This is a genomic window from Allobosea robiniae (genome assembly GCF_900102525.1).
Classification (GTDB): domain Bacteria; phylum Pseudomonadota; class Alphaproteobacteria; order Rhizobiales; family Beijerinckiaceae; genus Allobosea; species Allobosea robiniae.
Genome location: NZ_FNBZ01000002.1, coordinates 523,378 through 544,075 on the forward strand (window position 1 = coordinate 523,378; position 20,698 = coordinate 544,075).

Here is a 20,698-nt window from a genome sequence, read left to right on the forward strand (position 1 = left end):
TGCGGTATGAAAGCTATTTCCGAGAGCGATGCCGGGACACGCGAGGCGCTGATCCGGGCCGGGCTCGACCTGTTCGGGCGGCATGGATTCGAGGCGAGCTCGATCCGCCAGATCGCCCAGGCGGCCGGGGTCAACAGCGCCGGCATCGCCTATCATTTCGGTGGCAAGGACGGCTTGCGCCAGGCCTGTGCCGAGGCGATCGTCGCGACGATGAAGCAGCGGGTCTTCGGCGCCGCCGCGGCGATGCCGCCCCTCGACAGGCTCGCGCCGGAGGCGGCAGCCGAGCTGCTGTTCGGCATCGTCGGGCGTGTCACGGCCTTCGCGACGCAGGCGCAGGAAAGCGAGACGATCGCCCGCTTCGTCCTGCGTGAGATGATGGAGCCGACCCCGGCCTTCGAGACGCTCTACGAGGGGCTGGTCGGGCCGGTCCATGGCCATCTCTGCCGGCTCTGGGCGGCTGCGACCGGGATGGAGCCGGAGGGGGAGGCAACCAAGCTCGCGGTCTTCGCGACGATCGGGCAGGTGCTTTACTTCCGGCTGGCGCGGCCGGCCGTGATGCGGCGCATGGGCTGGAGCGCGATCAACACGGCTGAGAGCGAGGCGATCGCCGGCGTCATCCGCGCCAATCTCCGCGCCAGTATCGCCAGCATGCGGGAGAACAGGTCATGATCCTCGGCTTCCTCTGTTCCTTCGGGCTGATCGCGGCGAGCTTTTCCGCCTGCGGCGGCGATACGGTCCGCATCGCCGGCTATGTCGAGGGCGAATATGTCCGGCTCGGGCCGATCGATACGGCCCGGATCGAGCGCATCGATGTCCGCCGGGGCGACCGCGTCGAGGCCGGCCAGGCCGTGGCGGGGCTCGAACGGACCGATGCCGAGAATGCCGTTGCCGAGGCCGAGGCGCGGCTGGTGCAGGCGCGGGCGCAGCTCGACAATCTGAAGAGCGGCAAGCGGCCGGAAGAGATCGCGGTGATCGAGGCGAGCCTCGCCTCCGCCAAGGCGCAGGAACGCGAAGCCGACCGGGCGCTCGACCGGCGGCAGGACCTGTTCCGTCGGGGCGTCTCCACCCAGGCCGATCTCGACCAGGCGGTGACGGCGCGCGACGTCGCCGGCGCGCGGGTCCGCGAGATCGGTGCCAATCTTGGCGTGGCGCGGCTGGCGGCAAGGCCTGACGAGATCAAGGCCAGCGAGAATCAGGTCGAGCAGGCGAAATCCGCACTGGCACAGGCGCAGTGGAAGCTGTCGCAGCGCCAGCTCGTCGCGCCCGCGGCCGGGCGGATCAGCGACGTCCTGCGCCGGGTCGGCGAACTCGCCGGGCCGAGCGCGCCGGCGCTCCTGATGCTGCCGGACGGCGCCGCCAAGCTGATGCTCTATGTGCCGGAGATCAGAATCTCAGGCGTGACGACCGGCATGAAGCTCGATGTCCGCTGCGATGGCTGTGCGCCCGGCCTGACCGCCACCGTGACTTATGTCTCACCGGAGCCCGAATTCACGCCGCCGGTGATCTATTCGGCGCAGACGCGCCAGAAGCTGGTCTATCTGGTCGAGGCACGGCCGGATGGCGGGCCGCAATCGGCGCTTCAACCCGGCCAGATCGTCGACGTCACGCTCAGGGCGCAGCGGTGAGTGCCGCGCTCGCCATCGATGTCCGCGGCATGACCAAGCGCTTCGGCAAGCGCACGGTGGTCGACGATGTCGATCTCGCGGTCGCGACGGGCGAGATCGTCGGCTTCCTCGGCCCCAACGGCTCGGGCAAGACCACGACGATCCGGATGATCTGCGGCTTGCTCAGGCCCGATGCCGGGGAGGGCACCGTGCTCGGGCTCGATGTCCGCACCCAGAGCGCGGAGATCAAGCGCCAGGTCGGCTACATGACGCAGCGCTTTTCCTTCTACGAAGACCTGACCATCGCCGAGAACCTGACCTTCGTCGCGCGGCTCTACGAGCTCGATCCCGTAGACGAGGCAGTGGCGAAGACGCTGGACGGGCTGGGCCTGACCTCGCGCAAGGACCAGCTTGCCGGCACTCTCTCGGGCGGCTGGAAGCAGCGGCTGGCGCTGGCGGCCTGCATCATGCATCAGCCGAAGCTCTTACTGCTCGATGAGCCGACCGCCGGCGTCGATCCGAAGGCGCGGCGCGAGTTCTGGGACGAGATCCATCGGCTGGCCGGCGACGGTCTGACCGTGCTGGTCTCCACCCATTACATGGACGAGGCCGAGCGCTGCCACCGCATAGGCTACATCGCCTACGGCCGGATGCTGGCCACGGGGACCGTCGAGGAGGTCGTTCGCGGTTCGGGCCTCGTCACCTTCGTCGTCCATGGCGCACTGAAGCCCGCCCAGATCAGGTCGCTCGAGGCGACTGACGGCGTCGAGCAGGTCGCCCCCTTCGGCGCGACGCTGCATGTCGTCGGCACCGATCGAGGGAAGCTGGAAGCGGCGCTCGAGCCCCTGAAGCGCGAGGCCGGTATCAAGGTCGAGCCCGGCGAGACCAGCCTCGAGGACGTCTTCATCAAGTTCATGACCGGCGCGCAGGAGCGGGCGGCATGATTGCGCTGTTTTCCCCACGCCGGCTCGGCGCGATCCTGGCGAAGGAGTTCGTGCAGATGCGGCGCGACCGCATCACCTTCGCGATGATGCTGGCGGTGCCGATCGTCCAGCTCCTGCTCTTCGGCTATGCGATCAACAACGACCCGCGGGGCCTGCCGGCGGCGGTCCTGGCGCTCGGGCAGGATCGTTATACCCGCGCCGTGGTCTCGGCGCTGGAGGTTTCGAACTATTATCGCTTCGGCGAGCGGCCGCAGAGCGCGGCCGAGGCCGAGAGCCTGATGGCGAAGGGCGAAATCTCCTTCCTCGTCACCATTCCCAGCGATTTCGGCACCCGCGTCGAGCGGGCGGACGAGCCGCGCATCCTGGTCGAGGCCGATGCGACCGACCCGGCAGCGGCGAGCGGGGCTGTCTCGGCGCTCGGCACGATCGCGAGCCGGGCCCTGCTGCGGGCGCAGGGGCGCGAGCCGGTGACCGATCCCGCAGGGGCCAGCGGTGACAGCCTCTCCTTCGTCGTGCACCGGCGCTACAACCCGGAGAACATCACCCAGTACAACATCGTGCCGGGCCTGCTCGGCGTCATCCTGCAGATGACCATGGTGATGATGACGGCGATGGCGCTGACCCGCGAGATCGAGCGCGGCACCATGGAGAACCTGCTCGCCATGCCGGCGACGGCCGGCGAGATCATGCTCGGCAAGGTGCTGCCCTATCTCGCCATCGGTGCGGTGCAGGTGGTGATCGTTCTCGGGGCGGCCAAGCTGCTCTTCGCCGTGCCCTTCCTCGGCGGGCTTGGGCTGCTGCTCACCTGCGTGCTGGTCTTCGTGCTGGCACTGGTGCTGCTCGGCTACACGATCTCGACGGTGGCGCGCACGCAGCTCCAGGCGATGCAGCTGACCTTCTTCTTCTTCCTGCCCTCGCTGATGCTGTCGGGCTTCATGTTCCCCTTCGCCGGCATGCCGGGCTGGGCGCAGGCGCTGGGCGAGCTCTTCCCGCTGACGCATTTCCTGCGGATCATCCGCGCGATCATGCTGAAGGGCGCAGGCTTGAGCGATATCGGCGACGAGGTGTTCTATCTCAGCCTGTTCGTGCCGGTCTATGCGGGGCTCGCGCTGATGCGATTCCGGAGCACGCTGGATTAGGGGACTGTCGTTTGTCGATCGCAATGTGCCCTTGTCATTCCGGGGCGTGCCGAAGGCGCGAACCCGGAACCCACGACTGGGTGAGACATTTTTTATGCCGCCTTGTAAGCAGCTCACCCAGTCGTGGGTTCCGGGTTCTTCGCTGCGCGAAGCCCCGGAATGACAAGTTTTAGTGGAATTTACAGCGGAATGTTGTCGTGCTTCCGCCAGGGCCGCTCGACGTTCTTGGTCCTGAGCATCGCGAGGGCCCGCGCGATGCGGCGTCGCGTCGAATGCGGCATGATGACTTCGTCGATATAGCCGCGCTCGGCCGCGACGAAGGGCGACATGAAGCGGTCCTCGTATTCCTTGGTCTGGCGCGCGATGGTCTCGGCATCGCCGCCGCGGAAGATGATCTCGACCGCGCCCTTGGCGCCCATCACCGCGATCTGCGCGGTCGGCCAGGCATAGTTCACGTCGGCACCGATATGCTTCGACGCCATCACGTCATAGGCGCCGCCGAAGGCCTTGCGCGTGATGATCGTGACCAGCGGCACGGTGCATTCGCTATAGGCGAAGAGCAGCTTGGCGCCGTGCTTGATCAGGCCGCCATATTCCTGCGCCGTGCCGGGCAGGAAGCCGGGAACGTCGACGAGCGAGACGATCGGGATCTCGAAGGCGTCGCAATAGCGCACGAAGCGCGCCGCCTTGCGCGAGGCGTCGGAATCGAGCACGCCGGCCAGCACCATCGGCTGGTTGGCGACGATGCCGACGGTGCGGCCCTCGATGCGGCCGAAGCCGGTGACGATGTTGCCGGCATAGGCGGCCTGGATCTCGAAGAAGTCGCCCTCGTCGACCGTCTTCAGGATCAGCTCCTTGATGTCGTAGGGCTTGTTCGGGTTGTCGGGGACCAGCGTGTCGAGGCTCATGTCGACACGGTCGGGCACGTCGAATGACGGCCATTCCGGCACGCCGGCCGTGTTGTTGGCGGGGAGGAAGTCGAGCAGGCGGCGCACCTGCAGCAGCGCCTCGACATCGTTCTCGAAGGAGCCGTCGGCGACCGAGGACTTGGAGGTATGGACCTTGGCACCGCCGAGCTCCTCCGAGGTCACGGTCTCGTTGGTGACGGTCTTCACCACCTCAGGGCCGGTGACAAACATGTATGAGGTGTCGCGGACCATGAAGATGAAGTCGGTCATCGCGGGCGAGTAGACGTCGCCGCCGGCGCAGGGGCCCATGATCACGGAGATCTGCGGGATCACGCCCGAAGCCTGGACGTTCCGCTTGAAGACCTCGCCATAGCCGCCGAGTGCCGCGACGCCCTCCTGGATGCGGGCGCCACCGGCATCGAACAGGCCGACGATGGGCGCGCGCATCTTCAGCGCCATGTCCTGGATCTTGATGATCTTCTGGGCGTGGGTCTCGGAGAGCGAGCCGCCGAAGACGGTGAAATCCTTGGAGAAGACGAAGACGGTGCGGCCATTGACCGTACCCCAGCCGGTGACGACGCCGTCGCCGGGGATCTTCTCGGCCTTGTCCATGCCGAAATCGACGGCGCGGTGCTGCACGAACATGTCGAACTCCTCGAAGGAGTCCTTGTCGAGCAGGAGCTCGACGCGCTCGCGCGCCGTCAGCTTGCCGCGCTTGTGCTGCGCCTCGATACGGCGCTCACCGCCACCCTTGCGGGCGCCCTCGCGCCGGGATTCGAGCTGTTCGAGAATATCCTTCATGGCGGCAGGCTCCCGGCGGGCAAAACGCGTCTCAAAGCCGGCTTAAGCGGCGAAAGCGGATGAGTCCATGACGACGTTTGCGCAAGCCGGAACCGCAATCATGCGGAACGATGGAGGCTGGGCTATCGGAGCGAGGCTGGTGCGATCTGCCGTCGTCGCCGCCTACCCCTTCAGCAGCAGGAGCACCGCAGCGTCGAATTCACGGCGGCGGATGACGCGGCGCTCGGCCGCTTCCTCGTCCTGTCCCCAGATCCCGATCTGGTAGTCTTCGTCGAGATGGGCGGCATCCCAGACCGCGTCCGGATCGATCAGCCCGTTTGCCAGTGCGAGCATCAGGATGGCCGAGCCGGTCAGGGTCATGACGGTATGCGCGCCGGCGAGCGCGAGCGGGGCGGGGATTTTCCCGACCTGATGGGTCACGGCAGCGAGCGTGTCTTCCGGCTGCTGCGCGAAGACGATGCCTTCCGCCAAGAGGAAGCGGGCGCCGATCAGCGCCTCGATATCGCCGAGGATCGGCTGCCAGACCTGGTTCTGCCGTTCGACGAGCGCCTCGGGCTCTCCGGCGCGGTAGCAGAGCGCGTCGGAGCCGGCATAGCGGACGATTTCGGCGCGCACGGCCTCCTGCTGGTCCTCGACGCCGTCGAGTGCCGAGTTGACGAGCCGGGTCAGCGGCATCCGGGCGGGATCGATCCGTTCGCTTTGGGCCTGCCATTCGGCGGCAAGCGCTTCGGCGACCGGGCGCGAGCCGACGGCAAGCGGTTTGCGGGCCGGGGTCCGCGCCGTCTTGCCGTCGAGGGCGACATGGAAGAGGCCGTCGCGCTCCAGAACGCCGGCCTCCTTGTAGAAGCGGGCGGGCAGGGGATTGCGCATGGCCTGCTGGGCCGCGGCGACGGGGTCCGGCTGGCTGGCGCCGGGGGAGCCGAAACGGGCGAGGAAATCGTCGGTGGACATGGCCCCGCCATAGCGCATTCGCGCTCGGCAGGAAACGGTAGCTCAGGCGGCACGGATGCGGCCGAGGAACTGGGCGACCTCGCTGTCGAGATGCACGGACTGGAGCGAAAGCTTGTCGGCGGATTCGGCGACATGGCCCGCGGCCTCGTCGGTTTCGGCGGCGATGCGGCTGACGATGTCGATATGGCCGGCGGCGAAGACGGTTTCGTCGGCGGCGCGCCGGATGATCTGGGCGATGCCCGCAGCCGCGGCATTCTGCTGCTCGACCACGGTCGCGACATTGCCGGAGATCTGGTTGAGCGAGCCGACCGTCGCGTTCATGGCGTCGATCGCGTCGATCGCCTCGGTGCTGGAATCGCGGATCGCGCCGATCTGGCTCTGGATCTCCTCCGTTGCACGCCAGGTCTGGTTGGCGAGCGACTTGATCTCCTGGGCGACGACGGTGAAGCCGCCGCCGGAGCGGCCGAGACGGGCAGCCTCGATCGAGGCGTTGAGCGCCAGCAGGTTGGTGTGCTTGGCAATGGTCGAGATCGCGTCGGTGATATCGCCGACCTGGCCGGCCTTGCGCGACAATTCACCGACCGTGTCGAGCACGGCGCGGGCCTGCCGTGTCGTCTCGCCGACGACGCGGGTGGTTTCCGCGACCTGGCGGTCGACCTCGGCGAATGAATGCGCCAGTTCCGCCGTGCCCTGCGTGACGGCGACGACATTGGATGAGGTCTGGCGCGAGGACTGCGAGGCGGCGCTGGAGCGTTCGGAGACTTCGAGGGCGCCGGCCTTCATCTGCTGCGACGCGATGCGCAGGGATTGCACGGAGGCGATGACGTCGCGGGCGATGCCGGCGATCTCGCGTTCGAAATCGTCGGCCACGGCGTGCAGGACCTGGCGGCGAACCAGTGCGCTCCGTTCCGTGGTTTCGGCGAGATTGCGCCTGGCCTCGTCCGCCGCGGCGCGGGCGACATCGGCCTCGAGGCGTTCGCGCTCCGAGACTTCGAGCGACTGGCGCAGCGACCAGACCACCCAGCTCAGCGCGACCGACTGCACGGCGACGATCGCGCCATGCAGCAGGACGCGGTCGATCTGGTTGCCGCCGAGGAAGACGCCGCTGGGTTGCAGCAGGCTGAAAGCGAGATGATGCAGGACGATGGCGAGAGTCGCCGGGATGAAGATGCGCCAGTCGAGCCAGCCGGCGAGCACAGCCAGCATGGCGAAGAAATACATATGCATGTCGGACTGATAGGGATGCCCGGCGAAGGCATAGACCAGCAGCATGACCTGGCCCATGGTCACGATGCTGGAAACCTCGCGGGTCATCCAGCCGGTGCGGTCTATGCGCCAGATCATCGTTCCGAGAGCGGCCAGCGCGATGCCTGCCAGCGTGATCGCAGGGCCGTGCAGCGGCGAGGAGGCGGGCGTTCCGACCGCCAGCACGGCGGCATTCGCCCAGAGGATCGCGATCAGGAAACGGGAGAAGCGCTCGCGAAAGCGCGTGACGGCGTTCATCGGCTGCTCCCTGCGGCGCTTCCGGTGCAAAGCCGGGCAAAGGCGGCGTCGATGACGAGCCAGGCTCCGGCTCCGTAAAGGGATGAGACGAAGCCGTCGCGCTCGCCCATCGTGAAGGCGACGGCGGCGGCGGTATCGATCTGCAGGAGGCTGCCGCTGGCCTCGGTGACGGCTTGCGCGATATCGGCCGATGCGGTTCCAGCGGGGAAAAAGGCGGCGATCGGTCGTCCCGGCACCGGCCAGGCCGCAATCAGGAGCGCGGCGATCGCCATAGCGACACCGCAGACCAGGCCGAAGCCGATCTCGCGCATAGGGACCCCCCGGTTGTCCGATCATAAAACGGAAACCTAGGCGGGCAGATTACGGAGGTCGGCTTTATGCTTGGTAAATTACTCCATTACGTTGCGGCATGTTTTCAGGATCGGCTCAATGCCCGAAACGATCCCGCCAGGCAGGCCTGGCGCCGGCGAAGGGCAGGGCCGTTGCCGCGTGGACGCCGCGCGCCGCGGCGCGAGCCAGCACATCGGCGGCCGTGGCGCAGAGCTCCGTCATCGCGAAAGCGTCCGAGGGTGCGCCGCTGTAACCCGTTGCGGCGGCGAAGACGATGTCGCCGTCCAACGGGGCATGGGCAGGGCGCAAGGCACGGGCGAGGCCATCATGCGCGGCGAGCGCGAGGCGCCGGGCCTGCGGCTTGGTCAGGACGGCGTCGGTCGCGACCAGCGCGATCGTGGTGTTCTGGCCGGTGCCGCCCTTGAAGCGCAAAGCGGTGTCGTCAGACGTGATCGCGGCAGGCCAACCGATGCCGCCGAACTCACCATCGCGCTCATAGGGCGCCGCCCAGAAATGGGGGCCGTCGCCGATCGTGGCCGTGCCGACGGCGTTGACCGCAACCAGTGCGCCGACGATCTGCCCTGTCGCGGCCCGCGCGCTCGCCGAGCCGAGACCGCCCTTGAGATTGGCGGTGGTCGCGCCGTAGCCGGCACCGGCGGTTCCGAGCGTGAATCTGGCGGACGCCGCGGCAGCAGCCTCGGCCCCGAGCCGGGCATAGGGCGTTTCGCCTTCGCCGCGGGCCCAGGGCTTGTCGCCGCCGTTCATCAGGTCGAACAGGATGGCCTGCGGGACGATCGGCACGCGGAAGGCGCCGACCGGAAAGCCGCGCCCCTCCTTCGCCAGCCAGCGCATCACGCCATCGGCGGCCCCGAGCCCCCAGGCCGAGCCGCCGGAGAGAACGATGGCGTCGACATGCTCGACGGTCATTTCCGGATCGAGCAGCGCGGTATCGCGGGTGCCGGGCGCGCCGCCGAGCACGGCGGCGGAGGCGATGGTCGGGCGCTCGAAGATCGCGGCGGTGACGCCCGTCCCTGCTGCAACGTCATGCGCATGGCCGACGAGCAGGCCGCGGACATCGGTGATGAGATTTTGCATTGAAAACCCGATGGCGAACCGAATCGTGCCGAAGGCGTTGTCGCTACATTACGATCTTTTCATCCGCTGGCCATTGCCGGGTCAGGCCGGCAGGATCAGGTTCACGCTATCGCCAATCGGCTTCGAGACCCGCTGCGCGACGCTTCGACTGGACTGTTCCAAGGAGATTGCCCGTGAAACCCATTGCCCTCATCGCCGCATCGTCGATCGCGATGCTTGCCGGCAGCTTCGCGCTGGCGCAGCCGCAGCCGGTCCCGCCCGCGGGCGGCAGCGACCAGAAGCAGGAACGCAGCGAAAGCCGCGAACAGCGCCGCGACGAATGGCGCGAGCGCCGGGCCGAGCGCGCCAAGGAGCGGATGGAAGAGCGCTTGTCCAAGGTGCGCGCCGATCTCAAGCTCAGCCCGGAGCAGACGGCTCTCTTCGACAAGGTCGAGGGGCTGATCAAGCAGCGCAGCTCCGAGCGCGGCGAGCGCTGGCAAGCGATGCGCGAGCGGCGCGAGGCGCTGCGCCATGCCGATCTGATGGAGCGCCTCGACGCCACCACCAACCGGCAGGGCGAGCGTGCAGCCCGCTCCAAGGAACTGGCCGATGCCGTGCGCCCGCTCTGGACGACGCTCAGCGACGAGCAGAAGACGGTGCTGCGCCGCTCGGTGCGCGAGGCCATGGCGGAAGGGCGCGAGCGCTTCCGCGAGATGCGCGGCTGGCGTGGTGGCTGGCATGACAACGACCGTGGCGACCGCTGGGAGCGCGGCGATCGTGGTGACCGCGACGGACGCAGGCACTGGCGGGATCGCGACGACCGGAACGACGACTGAGCGCTGACGTCGGCCCATTCCCAACAGGTCCATGACTGAAAAGAGCCGCACCCTGTCTGGGCGCGGCTCTTCGCGTCTGGCTCGCGGGCGCCCGGTCTCAGCCGCCGACCGCGTCCGAGACGCATTTCTTGGTGAAGCTGTTCTTGGCGGCGCCGGCCAGCTTCCTGTCGGCGGCCTGCTTGTCGCAGGCGGCGCCCGCATCCTTCTCGCATTTGGTCAGGAAGCTCGCCTTCGCCGCCCCGGCCAGCTTCTTGTCCGTGGCCTGCAGGTTGCAGCTTTGCGCCTGGGCGGCGCCGGCCATGCAGCACACAGCGAACGCGGTCAGCAGAAGTCTTTTCATGCGAATCTCCTCTCCGGGGAGATGACGCTACGCTACCGTACGGCTGGGAGATATGGACAAGAGCGCTTTCCGCCCTGCTTTCGTCAAAATCCCTAACACACGGAATTCAAAAGGAATTCAGGCATTTACCATATCCATTCAGGTTGGATTCACGCCTCGCCGTTTACGCTTTGTCAGTGATTGCGATGCGAGAGGTGAGCCATGAAGCAGACATGGTCATGTTGGGCGATGCGGGCCTTCATCGGCTCGGTCTTCATCGTCTGCCTGTTCGGGCCCTATGCGCTGTCGATCCTGATCGGCTGCCTGGGAGTGGGCTGCTATTTCTTCCGCAACGAAGTCGGCTCGCATCTCTGAGCCGTTGCACGCCTGGTTCCATTCCCGGCCGAAACCGCTTTTCGTCGCCCAGCCGCGCGCGGCGCATTCTACCTGATCCGGCGCAGGTGACAGGTCTTCACCTTGCCGCCACGGCCATCCGAGCGCCAGACGCAGCCTGAACGGGCCGGGGCGCGATCATAGAGATAGATCTCCGCGCGCCGCTTACGATTGAAGCTTTGATTGGAAAAGTCGTGCCCGCCGACGCGGACATTGCGTCCGAAGCGGACTTCCGCCGACGCGCCTGATGATAGCGCTACGTTCCATCCCACCGCCATCGAGAGCAGGTACGCGGCGGTCGCCAAAGCGCCGAACGTCGCCTTCAAAACCCTCATGCCATTCTCCCGGTCGCGATCGGTGGGCGCATCATGCCGCCAAACCGGCGTATCGCCAGAACGAAAAAGGGGACGGCCCGAAGGCCGTCCCCTGAATGTCGTCTGCGCCCCGAAAGGCCAAGGGCGTTGTCGCCGATCAGCGCGAGTAGAACTCGATGACCAGGTTCGGCTCCATCTGCACCGCGTAGGGCACGTCCGACAGGGTCGGGGTGCGGGTGTAGGTGGCCGAGAACTTGGTGTGGTCGGCGTCGATGTAATCGGGCACGTCACGCTCGGCCAGCGCGGCCGACTCGATGACGATGGCGAGCTGCTTCGACGAATCCTTGACCGCGATCACGTCGCCCGGCTTCACCTGATAGGAGGCGATGTTGACGCGCTTGCCGTTCACGGTGATGTGGCCGTGGTTGACGAACTGGCGGGCCGCGAAGACGGTCGGGACGAACTTGGCGCGGTAGATCACCGCGTCGAGACGACGCTCGAGCAGGCCGACGAGGTTCTCGCCCGAGTCGCCCTTCAGGCGGATCGCCTCGGCGTAGTAGCGGCGGAACTGCTTCTCGGAGATCGAGCCGTAATAACCCTTCAGCTTCTGCTTGGCGCGCAGCTGCGTGCCGAAGTCGGACGGCTTGCCCTTGCGGCGCTGGCCGTGCTGGCCGGGGCCGTATTCACGACGGTTGACCGGGGACTTCGGGCGGCCCCAGATGTTCTGACCGAGGCGGCGGTCAATCTTGTACTTCGCCTCATGGCGCTTCGACATGTCGCGTGTCCTCTCAGGTTCGCGAGTTGAGGACCGCGCCCTCCTGTCCCCTTGCGGGGCGACAGATCCAGCTTCCGAAGAAGAGCGGATCACGGGTGCGGAAAAAGCCACGCGGCCCCGTGAGGAGCCGCGCGACGAGAGGGCGTATGACGGAAAGCCGGCTTCGAGTCAATTCCGGACAGGCGGAAAGCCGCAATCAGCGCCAGTAGCCATAGGGTCGATAATAATAATGGTGGCGCCGCGGACGGTGCTTGTACCAGCCATAGTGATGGCCGCGATTCCAGCCATGGTGGCGGCGTGGCCCGTGGCCGTAGAAGCCGTGATGCCCATGGCCTCCGCGCCAGCCATGGGGCTTCGCCTGCGCTTCCGTGCTTGTGCCGACGCCGGCGAAGGCGAGGCTGGCGGCAAGCGCCGACAGCAATAGCAGCTTTCTCATGAGGCTGGCTCCTTCTGCGATGGTCGCCGGAACCCTAAACGCTTCGGGGTCGGGCTGGTTCCCTCAGTTCGCCAGGGGCATGGGTTCGACGACGACCTGGGCTAGGCCGTAACCGGCCAGCGCGATCCGCAACGGGCCGGTCAGGCCGGAGCCGTTTGTGAAAACCGCGGTGGCGTCGTGGCAGGCAAGGGCGGGCTGACGGGCGCCGGACAGGAGATCGGCGACACGGCGCGCGATCGCCGGCGCCGGGTCGATCCACTCGACCGACCAGGGCGCGAGCCGCTTCATCCGCTCCAGCAGCAGGGGATAATGCGTGCAGGACAGGGTGACGACATCGGTGCGGCGGCCATCCTCCTCGATGAAGCAGGGGGCGATCTCGGCAGCAAGGATCGCGTCGTCGACGGCCTCGCCCTTCAGCGCCTGCTCGGCAAGACCGGCGAGCCGCGTCGCGCCGACGAGCGTGACGCGGTGACTGGCCGCATAGGTCTCGATCAGCTCGCGGGTGTAGTCGCGCGCCACGGTGCCGGGCGTGGCCAGTACCGAGATCATGCCGCTGCGGGTCGCGGCTGCGGCCGGCTTGATCGCGGGGACGGTTCCGACGAAGGGGATGGCGAAGCGTGCCCTGAGCGCCGGGAGCACCAGCGTCGAGGCCGTGTTGCAGGCGATGACCACGAGATCGGGATGGAAGCGCGCAATGAGGCGCTCCATCACGGCGAGCACGCGGGTGACGAGTTCGCCCTCGCCCAGGCGGCCATAGGGAAAGCCGGCATCGTCGGCGGCGTAGACGATATGGGCGCCGGGGCAGGCCTGGGTGGTGCGCGCGAGCACGGTGAGGCCGCCGAGGCCGGAATCGAAGACGAGGATGGTGGGCCGGGGCCGGGGGATCGCGAAGGGGCGGTGGCCCGCGCCGGCGAGGAGATCGACTTGCATTGAGAGTGCCGCAAACGCCAAAGCGCGACTCCGCCAGAGACCGGTTAAGGGACGGTCAACGACGGGTTCAGCGGCTGTCTCGAATTTAGTTGACTATGTCCACTAAATCGATTGGCATCTGGAGGAGTTCAGCAAAAGTGCGCAGCGGTTTTGCGCCCGGAACTGCGTCGAAACAAAAAGATAGAGCTTTGGAGGCGAACGGGTGCTCGCCGGAAATGCTCTAGCTGGAGGTGCGCCATGGAAACCACCGAGACCGCCGTCGCCGCGATCCGCCGCTTCAACCGCTTCCATACCCGCTGGGTCGGGGCGCTCGGCGGGAGCCTGCACGGCTCGGGCCTCGCGCTCGCCGAGGCGCGCGTGCTTTACGAGCTGGCGCAGCGCGACGACTGGCAGGCGGCCGAGATGGCCAAGTCGCTCGATCTCGATCCGGCCTATCTCTCACGCATCCTCAAGCGCTTTGCCGGGCAGGGCTGGCTCGAACGCAGCCGCTCGGTAGCCGATGGCCGGGCCTGGCGCCTGCGCCTGACGGCGAAGGGCAGGGCGGCCTTCCAGCCGCTCGACGAGGCTTCGAGCGCGCAGGCGGGGGCGATCCTGGGGCGGCTGGCACCGCTCGAGCAGGCGAGGCTTGTCGATGCGCTCGCCGATACCGAGCGGCTTCTCACCGGCGATGTTCGTGATCGTTCCGCGCCGGTTACCCGTGAGCATCGGGCCGGCGACATGGGGTGGGTCGTCGGCGCGCATGGCCGGCTCTATGCCGAGGACTACGGCTGGGATCTGAGTTTCGAGGCGCTCGTAGCGGAAATCGCCGCGAAGTTCCTGCGCGAGTTCAAGCCCGACCACGAGCGCTGCTTCATCGCCGAGCTCGATGGCCAGCCCGTCGGTTCCGCCTTCGTCGTGCAGGAGGACGAGGCGACGGCCAAGCTCAGGCTCGTGATCGTCGAGAAGCGGGCACATGGGCTCGGGCTCGGCAAGCGACTGGTCCGCGAGGCCATCGGTTTCGCGCGCGCTGCCGGCTACGGGCGCATGGTGCTCTGGACCAACGACATCCTGCACGCGGCGCGCGGCATCTATGTCGGCGAAGGCTTCAGGCTGGTGGCGGAGGAGAAGCACCACTCCTTCGGGCAGGATCTCGTCGGTCAGAACTGGGAACTGGCGCTTCGGCCGAGCGCGGCCTGATACCCGTCAAGCCTTCAGGCGCGTCAGCGCCGCTGCCGCAGCGCGGCCGGCGAGCGTTGCGCCGCCGACCGTCATGGCGCCGCCTCCGGCCGTCGCCTCGCCGGCGATGAAGAGGCGGTTGCCGATCGGCTGGGCGAGGGCGTCGCGCGCCGCCTCGTGGCCGGGATCGCAGATCGAATAGGAGCCGCGGGCGAAGGGATCGGTCCACCAGGCCGGGAAGGAGACCGCCTTCACCGCCTTCCGGAAGTCCGAACCGACCATCTTCGCCAGCAGGTCGACGAGATGGGCGCGCGCCTCGTGGGTGCCGGCCTCGGAGAGCTTGCGGGCATAATCGCCGCCGCAATAGCCGATGACGATGTCCTGCCCGCCGGGGAACATGTCGAGGTTCATCAGGCGTTCGGGCGCGGCCGCTTCGAGGAAGCTCGCGCCCGGCGCGATGCCGAAACGGTCACCCTCGACCTTCAGCGCGATCTTGGTCAGCGCGCCCATATGCAGGCCGGCAAGGGCGTCGCGCGTCGCGGCCGGCAGCTCCGGGATGAAGCGGATCGTCCCGGCCTTCAGCACGCCGACCGGGACCGTGACGATGCAGGCATTGGCCCGCAGCGTGCCCGAACGCGTGGTGACGGTGACGCCCGGTCCGTCCCAGCGGACCGTCTCGACCTGCTCGTTCAGGCGGATGTCCAGCCCGGTGGCCGAGCGTGCGACGAGATTGCCGTAGCCGGAGGGGACGACGAGATCGTCTCCGGACCAGAGGCGCTGATAGTCGCGCGCGGAGATGCGGCTCGATTCCTCGCCGATGGAAAGCAGCAGGCCGGATGCCGCGACGGGCGCCAGCTCCGGGCCGAGATCTCCCAAGAGTTCGGCGATCGACATGTCGCGTTGCGTGAGATCGATCGTTTCCAGCCGGCGGTCGATCTGGCCGAATGCGCTCCGGCGGCGATTGCGGTCGGAATCGGCCATCGGTTGGCCGTCGGCGAAGACCTTGAAGCCGCTGCCCCAGGATTCGGCAGGGGTGGCGATGCCGAGATCGCGGGCGATCTGGACCCAGGGGTTGCGCTCGGCCCAGTGGATGAACATCGCGCCCGCATCGTAGGCCGGACCGAGCGAGGCATCGGTGAAGGCGCGCCCTCCGACGCGGTCCCGCGCTTCGAGTACGACGGCCTGGCGCCCGGCGCCGCGCAGGGCCTGCGCCGCGGCGATGCCGGCCGCGCCGGCGCCGATCACGACGACGTCGGTATCAGACGCGGCTGCCGCCCGGCCGGCCATGGCGAAGCTCGTGGCCAAGGCGCCTGTTCCCGTCAACATCGTCCGGCGGTCGAGCATCTGTAGCGTCCCTTGATGCTCCGCATGTTGGAGCCCTGCCGCTGCATTGCAACGGGAAGCTGGCGGGCGAGGGGCAGGATGCGATCACGAGATCGGGAGCCGGTGGGCCTCGGCTGCGGGCTTCAGCTTAGAATGATGCGATCAATTATTATTGTTTAGATGAATTCTACTATTGTGTTCTTCCTGCATCGGAAGATGTCCTTCGTGTGGCAGGCAATTGACAGTCATCGAGTCGCTCAATATCCGAATATTGTCTTATCGGGGCAGATAAGACCTTGTTTGTATTAATTTAAAACTATTGAGGCGCGGCGGCTTTGACCCGCAGCGTTCAGAAGGACGGGTCAAGGCCATGGGGATGCATTCCGGTACATTGCGCGAAGGGGTCGCGCTCGGCAGCTTGATGGTGGTTCTGCTGGCATCGCCCGCCATCGCGCAGCAGCAGAGCCGGGCCCGCACCGCCCCCGTGGCGCAGAATGCGGACACGCCCGTCGTGCTCGACCAGATCAACGTCCAGGGCGAGGGGCAGCCGGGTGGTGTGCTGCTGGGCGGCCCGACGACGACGCGCACGACGCGCGAGGAGCTTGACCGCCAGCAGATCCAGAGCATCGCGGATCTGTCGCAGCGGCTCGAGGCCGGCATCTCCTTCAACCGGGTGAACGGCTCGGTGAACATCCGTGGCCTGGACGGCGCGCGCGTGCTGACCACGGTCGACGGCATCCGTCAGCCCTTCATCCAGGACACCCGCATCGACCGCAGCATCGGCACGGCCTTCGATTTCGACTCGCTGTCGACGCTCGACCTCCTGCGCGGCGGCAGCGGCAGCAGCACGCTCGGCTCGGGCTCGCTCGGCGGCGCGCTGGCGGTGCGAACGCTTGATCCGGAAGACCTGATCCGCCCGGGCAAGACGGTCGGCGGTCTCGCGAAGACCGGGTTCGACACGACCGACAAGGCCTGGTTCGGCAGCGGCGCGGTGGCCGGCCGGTTCCACAATACCTGGGCGCTGTTGCAGGGGGGCTTCCGAAGAGGGCACGAGGTTGACAACCGCGGCTCGAATCCGACGATCGGCGCTGCACGCACCGAGCCGAACCCGGCCGATTTCAATCAGTACAGCTTCCTCGCCAAGCTGCATCAGTATGTGAACGAGGTGCATCGCTTCGGGCTGACCGGCGAGATCTTCAAGCGCGACGAGAAGATCCAGACGCGGACCAACGCGGTCTCGCTCACCGGAAACTATCGTCCCGGCGCGCACCAGACCCAGGAGGACGTGGAGCGCAAGCGCGTTTCGCTGACCTATGACTACAAGCAGCCCGGCGGCTTCATCGACGAGGCGCACGCCAATCTCTACTGGCAGGGCGTGAAGCGGAACTCGATCCTCAACGCCTATCGCTACACCAGCGTCGTCGGTCCCTTTGCCCGCAACAACGAGGTCGAGGAAAAGTCCTTCGGCTTCAACGGCCACCTGATCAAGAGCTTCATCACCGGCCCGGTCTCGCACAAGCTGACGCTCGGCACCGAACTGCGCGCATCGACGCTCGACCAGTATTCAGCCGGGCTGGACGGTTGCCGCCCGCCCTATGCGCCTTTCTCTGCCTGCAACAACCTGCATACCAACCAGTCCGACACGCCGCGCGTCGAGGGCAATATGGTGGCGTTCTACGCGCATCATGAGTTCGGCTTCCTCAACGACACGCTGCGCCTGACGCCGGGCGTCCGCTTCGACCGGTATGAGGAAAAGCCGAAGGCGACGGCGTCCTATCTCGGGAGCTCGTCCTATGCGGGAATGCCGGCCGCATCCAGCGACGACGCCTGGTCGCCGCGCGTCCGGCTGGAATACGACATCATCAAGAACGCGCCCTATCTGAAGGACGTCACCCTGTTCGCACAGTGGTCGAAGGGCTTCCGGGCTCCGACCGCAAGCGAGCTCTATGCGAATTTCGGCGCGGTCGGCACCTATCTGCGCAGGGGCAACCCTGACCTGCGCCCGGAAACCAGCAACGGCATCGATGTCGGGTTCCGCTTCGGCGACAAGGCGTTCGGCGGTTCGGTGACCTTCTTCCACACGAACTACCGCAACTTCATCGAGACGGTGCAGATCGCGCCTCCGGGCGGGCTCTATCCGCAGGGTGGCATCCAGGGCCCGCAGAACGTGGCGCGGGTCGGGATTTCCGGCGTCGAGGCGAACATGCAATACGCTTTCGCGCCGAACTGGCTGGTGCGCGGCTCCTTCGCCTATACCGATGGCAAGAACAAGGTCACCGGCATCGGTCTCAACTCGATCCCGCCGGTGCAGGGCATCCTCGCCATCGCCTATGGCAACGAGAGCTGGGGCGGCGAGCTGTCGACCAAGCTGGCCGGTGCCCGCAAGAGCGTCGCCACGACGGGCTCGACGCAGGGCTTCCAGGCGCCGGGCTATGCGATCTTCAACGCCATGGCCTGGTGGCGGCCGATGCCGCAGATCGCAGACCTTGAATTGCAGGTCGGCGTCTACAATATCTTCGACAGGAAATATTGGGATGCCGTGACGGTGCCGACGGGCGTTCTGGCCCAGGCACGCGACTATTACAGCGAGCCGGGCCGTACCGTGAAGGCGACGCTGAAGTACCAATTCTGACCGGGCGTTTCGAGACCCCCCGACCAGACCAGCCGGCCCTTCGGGGCCGGCTTTTTTTATTCTTCGGCCTCTCCGGCCTGCCTTGCCAGGAGACGTGCCTTCTTCGGCCCCTCGACCAGCGACTTGAAGACGCCACGCAGCGTCCGGGCCTCCTGCTCGGTCATGTCGAGCCGGTGCAGGACATCGCGCAGGTTGGCGGTCATCACCGGTTTCTTGCCGGGCGGGAAGAAGCCGCAGAGATCGAGCTCGGCTTCGAGATAATCGAACATCGACAGGATCATCTCGCGCTTGGCCGGCGGCGAGGGGTTGTTCTCGCGGAAGGGCGGCTCGCCATGGGTCGTCTTGAACCATTCATAGCCGTTGAGCAGCACGGCCTGGGCGAGGTTCAGCGAGGCGAAGGCGGGATTGACCGGGAAGGTCAGGATGGCGTCGGCGAGGCTGATCTCCTCGTTGGTCAGGCCGATGCGCTCGCGTCCGAACAGGATGCCGACGCGCTCGCCGGAGCCGATGCGCCCGGCGACCTCGGGCATCGCTTCCGCCGGGGTCAGCACGCGCTTCATCTGGCCGCGCTCGCGGGCGGTCGTCGCCAACACATGGTTGAGATCGGCGATGGCCTCGGCGGCGCTGTCGAAGAGCCGGGCATTCTCCAGGATATGGGTGGCTCCGGAGGCGGCTGCGGTTGCGCCCTTCTTGAGGCCGCCGCCGCTCGGCCAGCCGTCGCGCGGGGCGACGAGGCGCATCTCGGAGAGGCCGAAATTCGCCATGGCGCGGGCGCACATGCCGATATTCTCGGCGAGCTGCGGCTCGACCAGGATGACGACGGGGGCGGGGGCCTGGACGGCCGGGCGGGTGCGGTCGGTGCCGGAACCGGTCATGGAAATCAGGTCTTGTCTTTGCGATGAGGCTTGCATCACGTCCCGGACGGCCGGGGTGATGGACAAGCTCATACGTCATGCTCGCCCTTGTGGCGAGCATCCACGTCTTGAACCCACGCCCGACAAGCCAAGACGTGGATGGTCGGGACAAGCCCGACCATGACGAGATGTGGAGCGGTCAGCCCGTAGCCTTCTCGACCGCGCGCAGCACGCGCAGCATGTTGCCGCTGGCGAGCTTGGTGAGATTCTCCTCCGACCAGCCGCGACGGATCAGCTCCGCGATCACCGACGGGAAGGTCGTGGTGTCTTCGAGCCCGTCCGGATTGATCCAGCCGAAGAAGTCCGAGCCGATGCCGACATGGTCATGGCCGATGCGCTTGGCGAGGTATTCGACATGGTCGCAATACTCCGACAGCGTCGCCTTCGGGCGCGGGCCGGACTTGGCGGCGATCTCGGCCTCGACCTTGTCATGGTCCACGCCTTCGGGGCTCTTGCCGTACTGGTCCTTGGCCGGGCGGTGCCAGTCGCGGGAAGCCTGGCTGATGAAATCCGGCACGAAGGTCGCCATCACGACGCCGCCATTGCCGGCGACGCGGTCGAGCACGTCGTCGGGGACGTTGCGCGGGTGGTCGCAGAGCGTGAAGGCGTTCGAATGCGACCAGACCAGCGGGGCGCTGGAAACGTCGAGCGCGTCATGCATCACCTTCGGCGCGACATGGGCGAGGTCGATCAGCATGCCGAGCTTGTTCATCCGGCGCAGAACGTCCTTGCCGAAATCGGTGAGGCCGTTATGGCGCGGGGCGTCGGTGGCGGAATCGCACCAGTCGGTGGTGTCGTTGTGGCAGAGCGTCATCAGGCGCACGCCGAGATCGTAATAGGCGTCGAGCGCGTCGAGCTCGCCATCGACCGCCGAGCCGTTCTCGATGGTCATGAACAGGGCGATGCGACCCTCGGCCTTGGCGGCCTCGACATCCGCGGCGGAAAGGCCTGGACGGAAGGCGTCGGCGTGGCGCTTGAGGATGCCGCGCATCAATGCGATCTGGGCGAGCGCGAAGCCGGCGGGATTGGGCTGCTTCGGCGGGACATAGGCCGCGAAGAACTGCGCCGCCATCTTGCCGGCCTGCATGCGCGGGATGTCGGTGTCGCCCTCGGCATGGACCTTGTCGAGGCCGTAGGTGGCGACGTCGCCCTTCGCCTTGCCATCCTTGCGGATGACGTAGGGCAGGTCGTTATGGCCGTCGATCAGCGGGACGCGGTCGAGCAGGGCGAGCGCGGCGGCGTAGGCATTGTCCTGGACGGGCGGTTTGGCGAGGGCCATGGCAAGGTCTCGGTCGGGAATCGGGAGCCGGATCGTGGCAGGGAGTGCGGCGGACGGCGAGGGGGCAGGACGCAGGTCTGTTATCCCGCATGCGCTGCCATGGTGTCATCCCGCACGCGCTGCGGCACGCAGTGCTGC

The 20,698-nt window shown here is 67.1% G+C and carries 21 protein-coding genes; 8 read left to right on the top strand and 13 right to left on the bottom strand.

Annotated elements, in window-relative coordinates; genetic code table 11:
* The first annotated feature begins 6 nt into the window (after positions 1-6).
* Genes BLQ70_RS08185 through BLQ70_RS08200 form a run of 4 tightly spaced genes read left to right on the top strand, consistent with a single transcriptional unit; the run spans position 7 to position 3,687 of the window.
* Complete coding sequence (locus tag BLQ70_RS08185; protein ID WP_091856549.1) at positions 7-669, top strand: CerR family C-terminal domain-containing protein; 663 nt, start codon at positions 7-9, stop codon at positions 667-669.
* Positions 666-1,625: an HlyD family secretion protein gene (locus BLQ70_RS08190; RefSeq protein ID WP_091856550.1), complete on the top strand. Its 960-nt coding sequence runs from the start codon at positions 666-668 to the stop codon at positions 1,623-1,625. The genes BLQ70_RS08185 and BLQ70_RS08190 overlap by 4 nt, the downstream gene beginning before the upstream one ends.
* Positions 1,626-1,654: 29 nt before the next feature.
* A complete protein-coding gene (locus tag BLQ70_RS08195) occupies positions 1,655-2,548 on the top strand; it encodes an ABC transporter ATP-binding protein (RefSeq protein WP_091856680.1) in 894 nt (297 codons plus the stop codon).
* On the top strand, positions 2,545-3,687 hold the full coding sequence (locus BLQ70_RS08200; protein ID WP_091856551.1) for an ABC transporter permease: 1,143 nt from the start codon (positions 2,545-2,547) through the stop codon (positions 3,685-3,687). The genes BLQ70_RS08195 and BLQ70_RS08200 overlap by 4 nt, the downstream gene beginning before the upstream one ends.
* 179 nt (positions 3,688-3,866) lie before the next feature.
* Here the strand turns inward: BLQ70_RS08200 and BLQ70_RS08205 are convergent, their stop codons facing one another.
* The 5 genes from BLQ70_RS08205 to BLQ70_RS08220 form a co-directional block, all read right to left on the bottom strand.
* Complete coding sequence (locus tag BLQ70_RS08205) at positions 3,867-5,396, bottom strand: acyl-CoA carboxylase subunit beta (RefSeq protein ID WP_061966928.1); 1,530 nt, start codon at positions 5,394-5,396, stop codon at positions 3,867-3,869.
* Positions 5,397-5,558: 162 nt separating this feature from the next.
* Positions 5,559-6,347: an ATP12 family chaperone protein gene (locus tag BLQ70_RS08210; RefSeq protein ID WP_091856681.1), complete on the bottom strand. Its 789-nt coding sequence runs from the start codon at positions 6,345-6,347 to the stop codon at positions 5,559-5,561.
* Between the two features lie 42 nt (positions 6,348-6,389).
* Entirely contained in the window at positions 6,390-7,850 is a 1,461-nt protein-coding gene (locus BLQ70_RS08215; RefSeq protein ID WP_170843343.1) for a methyl-accepting chemotaxis protein, read from the bottom strand.
* Positions 7,847-8,122, bottom strand: coding sequence for a hypothetical protein (locus BLQ70_RS25590; protein WP_162260090.1), 276 nt, complete (start codon positions 8,120-8,122; stop codon positions 7,847-7,849). Before BLQ70_RS25590 ends, BLQ70_RS08215 begins: the two co-directional genes overlap by 4 nt.
* A 154-nt stretch (positions 8,123-8,276) precedes the next feature.
* Entirely contained in the window at positions 8,277-9,275 is a 999-nt protein-coding gene (locus BLQ70_RS08220) for a P1 family peptidase (protein WP_091856553.1), read from the bottom strand.
* A 173-nt stretch (positions 9,276-9,448) separates the two neighbouring features.
* Here BLQ70_RS08220 and BLQ70_RS08225 point away from each other — a divergent pair, with 173 nt between their 5' ends.
* Entirely contained in the window at positions 9,449-10,090 is a 642-nt protein-coding gene (locus tag BLQ70_RS08225) for a Spy/CpxP family protein refolding chaperone (protein ID WP_091856554.1), read from the top strand.
* Between the two features lie 97 nt (positions 10,091-10,187).
* Here BLQ70_RS08225 and BLQ70_RS08230 read toward each other — a convergent pair whose 3' ends face one another.
* Positions 10,188-10,430 carry a hypothetical protein gene (locus BLQ70_RS08230; RefSeq protein ID WP_091856555.1) on the bottom strand — a complete coding sequence of 81 codons (243 nt, stop codon included), beginning with the start codon at positions 10,428-10,430 and terminating at the stop codon, positions 10,188-10,190.
* A 201-nt stretch (positions 10,431-10,631) separates the two neighbouring features.
* On the opposite strand from BLQ70_RS08230, the gene BLQ70_RS25595 reads away from it, so the two are divergent.
* Positions 10,632-10,784 (top strand): hypothetical protein, encoded by a 153-nt coding sequence (locus BLQ70_RS25595; protein WP_170843344.1) that lies wholly within the window; start codon positions 10,632-10,634, stop codon positions 10,782-10,784.
* 68 nt (positions 10,785-10,852) lie between these two features.
* Here the strand turns inward: BLQ70_RS25595 and BLQ70_RS08235 are convergent, their stop codons facing one another.
* The 4 genes from BLQ70_RS08235 to murI form a co-directional block, all read right to left on the bottom strand.
* A complete protein-coding gene (locus BLQ70_RS08235; protein WP_210184258.1) occupies positions 10,853-11,137 on the bottom strand; it encodes a hypothetical protein in 285 nt (94 codons plus the stop codon).
* Positions 11,138-11,273: 136 nt separating this feature from the next.
* The gene (rpsD, locus tag BLQ70_RS08240) at positions 11,274-11,891 is read right to left on the bottom strand and encodes a 30S ribosomal protein S4 (protein WP_061966947.1); all 618 of its coding nucleotides are present in this window, start codon (positions 11,889-11,891) and stop codon (positions 11,274-11,276) included.
* 196 nt (positions 11,892-12,087) lie between these two features.
* Positions 12,088-12,327, bottom strand: a complete 240-nt coding sequence (locus tag BLQ70_RS08245) for a hypothetical protein (RefSeq protein ID WP_082617368.1) — start codon at positions 12,325-12,327, stop codon at positions 12,088-12,090.
* A gap of 63 nt (positions 12,328-12,390) precedes the next feature.
* Complete coding sequence (murI, locus tag BLQ70_RS08250; RefSeq protein WP_091856556.1) at positions 12,391-13,257, bottom strand: glutamate racemase; 867 nt, start codon at positions 13,255-13,257, stop codon at positions 12,391-12,393.
* 237 nt (positions 13,258-13,494) lie between these two features.
* On the opposite strand from murI, the gene BLQ70_RS08255 reads away from it, so the two are divergent.
* Positions 13,495-14,433, top strand: coding sequence for a bifunctional helix-turn-helix transcriptional regulator/GNAT family N-acetyltransferase (locus BLQ70_RS08255; protein ID WP_091856557.1), 939 nt, complete (start codon positions 13,495-13,497; stop codon positions 14,431-14,433).
* Between the two features lie 6 nt (positions 14,434-14,439).
* Here the strand turns inward: BLQ70_RS08255 and BLQ70_RS08260 are convergent, their stop codons facing one another.
* Complete coding sequence (locus BLQ70_RS08260; protein ID WP_244511942.1) at positions 14,440-15,717, bottom strand: flavin monoamine oxidase family protein; 1,278 nt, start codon at positions 15,715-15,717, stop codon at positions 14,440-14,442.
* 388 nt (positions 15,718-16,105) lie between these two features.
* Between BLQ70_RS08260 and BLQ70_RS08265 the strand changes: the two genes are divergently transcribed.
* Entirely contained in the window at positions 16,106-18,367 is a 2,262-nt protein-coding gene (locus tag BLQ70_RS08265) for a TonB-dependent hemoglobin/transferrin/lactoferrin family receptor (RefSeq protein ID WP_091856559.1), read from the top strand.
* A gap of 56 nt (positions 18,368-18,423) precedes the next feature.
* Here the strand turns inward: BLQ70_RS08265 and BLQ70_RS08270 are convergent, their stop codons facing one another.
* Entirely contained in the window at positions 18,424-19,242 is an 819-nt protein-coding gene (locus BLQ70_RS08270; protein ID WP_091856560.1) for an RNA methyltransferase, read from the bottom strand.
* Between the two features lie 178 nt (positions 19,243-19,420).
* Entirely contained in the window at positions 19,421-20,560 is a 1,140-nt protein-coding gene (locus BLQ70_RS08275; RefSeq protein ID WP_091856561.1) for a dipeptidase, read from the bottom strand.
* Between the last annotated feature and the right edge of the window lie 138 nt (positions 20,561-20,698).

Coding starts and splice junctions, on each gene's coding strand:
- BLQ70_RS08185 (WP_091856549.1), top strand. CDS start 7: ATGAAAGCTATTTCCGAGAGCGATGCCGGGACACGCGAGGCGCTGATC.
- BLQ70_RS08190 (WP_091856550.1), top strand. CDS start 666: ATGATCCTCGGCTTCCTCTGTTCCTTCGGGCTGATCGCGGCGAGCTTT.
- BLQ70_RS08195 (WP_091856680.1), top strand. CDS start 1,655: ATGACCAAGCGCTTCGGCAAGCGCACGGTGGTCGACGATGTCGATCTC.
- BLQ70_RS08200 (WP_091856551.1), top strand. CDS start 2,545: ATGATTGCGCTGTTTTCCCCACGCCGGCTCGGCGCGATCCTGGCGAAG.
- BLQ70_RS08205 (WP_061966928.1), bottom strand. CDS start 5,396: ATGAAGGATATTCTCGAACAGCTCGAATCCCGGCGCGAGGGCGCCCGC.
- BLQ70_RS08210 (WP_091856681.1), bottom strand. CDS start 6,347: ATGTCCACCGACGATTTCCTCGCCCGTTTCGGCTCCCCCGGCGCCAGC.
- BLQ70_RS08215 (WP_170843343.1), bottom strand. CDS start 7,850: ATGAACGCCGTCACGCGCTTTCGCGAGCGCTTCTCCCGTTTCCTGATC.
- BLQ70_RS25590 (WP_162260090.1), bottom strand. CDS start 8,122: ATGGCGATCGCCGCGCTCCTGATTGCGGCCTGGCCGGTGCCGGGACGA.
- BLQ70_RS08220 (WP_091856553.1), bottom strand. CDS start 9,275: ATGCAAAATCTCATCACCGATGTCCGCGGCCTGCTCGTCGGCCATGCG.
- BLQ70_RS08230 (WP_091856555.1), bottom strand. CDS start 10,430: ATGAAAAGACTTCTGCTGACCGCGTTCGCTGTGTGCTGCATGGCCGGC.
- BLQ70_RS25595 (WP_170843344.1), top strand. CDS start 10,632: ATGAAGCAGACATGGTCATGTTGGGCGATGCGGGCCTTCATCGGCTCG.
- BLQ70_RS08235 (WP_210184258.1), bottom strand. CDS start 11,137: ATGAGGGTTTTGAAGGCGACGTTCGGCGCTTTGGCGACCGCCGCGTAC.
- rpsD (WP_061966947.1), bottom strand. CDS start 11,891: ATGTCGAAGCGCCATGAGGCGAAGTACAAGATTGACCGCCGCCTCGGT.
- BLQ70_RS08245 (WP_082617368.1), bottom strand. CDS start 12,327: ATGAGAAAGCTGCTATTGCTGTCGGCGCTTGCCGCCAGCCTCGCCTTC.
- murI (WP_091856556.1), bottom strand. CDS start 13,257: ATGCAAGTCGATCTCCTCGCCGGCGCGGGCCACCGCCCCTTCGCGATC.
- BLQ70_RS08255 (WP_091856557.1), top strand. CDS start 13,495: ATGGAAACCACCGAGACCGCCGTCGCCGCGATCCGCCGCTTCAACCGC.
- BLQ70_RS08265 (WP_091856559.1), top strand. CDS start 16,106: ATGGGGATGCATTCCGGTACATTGCGCGAAGGGGTCGCGCTCGGCAGC.
- BLQ70_RS08270 (WP_091856560.1), bottom strand. CDS start 19,242: ATGACCGGTTCCGGCACCGACCGCACCCGCCCGGCCGTCCAGGCCCCC.
- BLQ70_RS08275 (WP_091856561.1), bottom strand. CDS start 20,560: ATGGCCCTCGCCAAACCGCCCGTCCAGGACAATGCCTACGCCGCCGCG.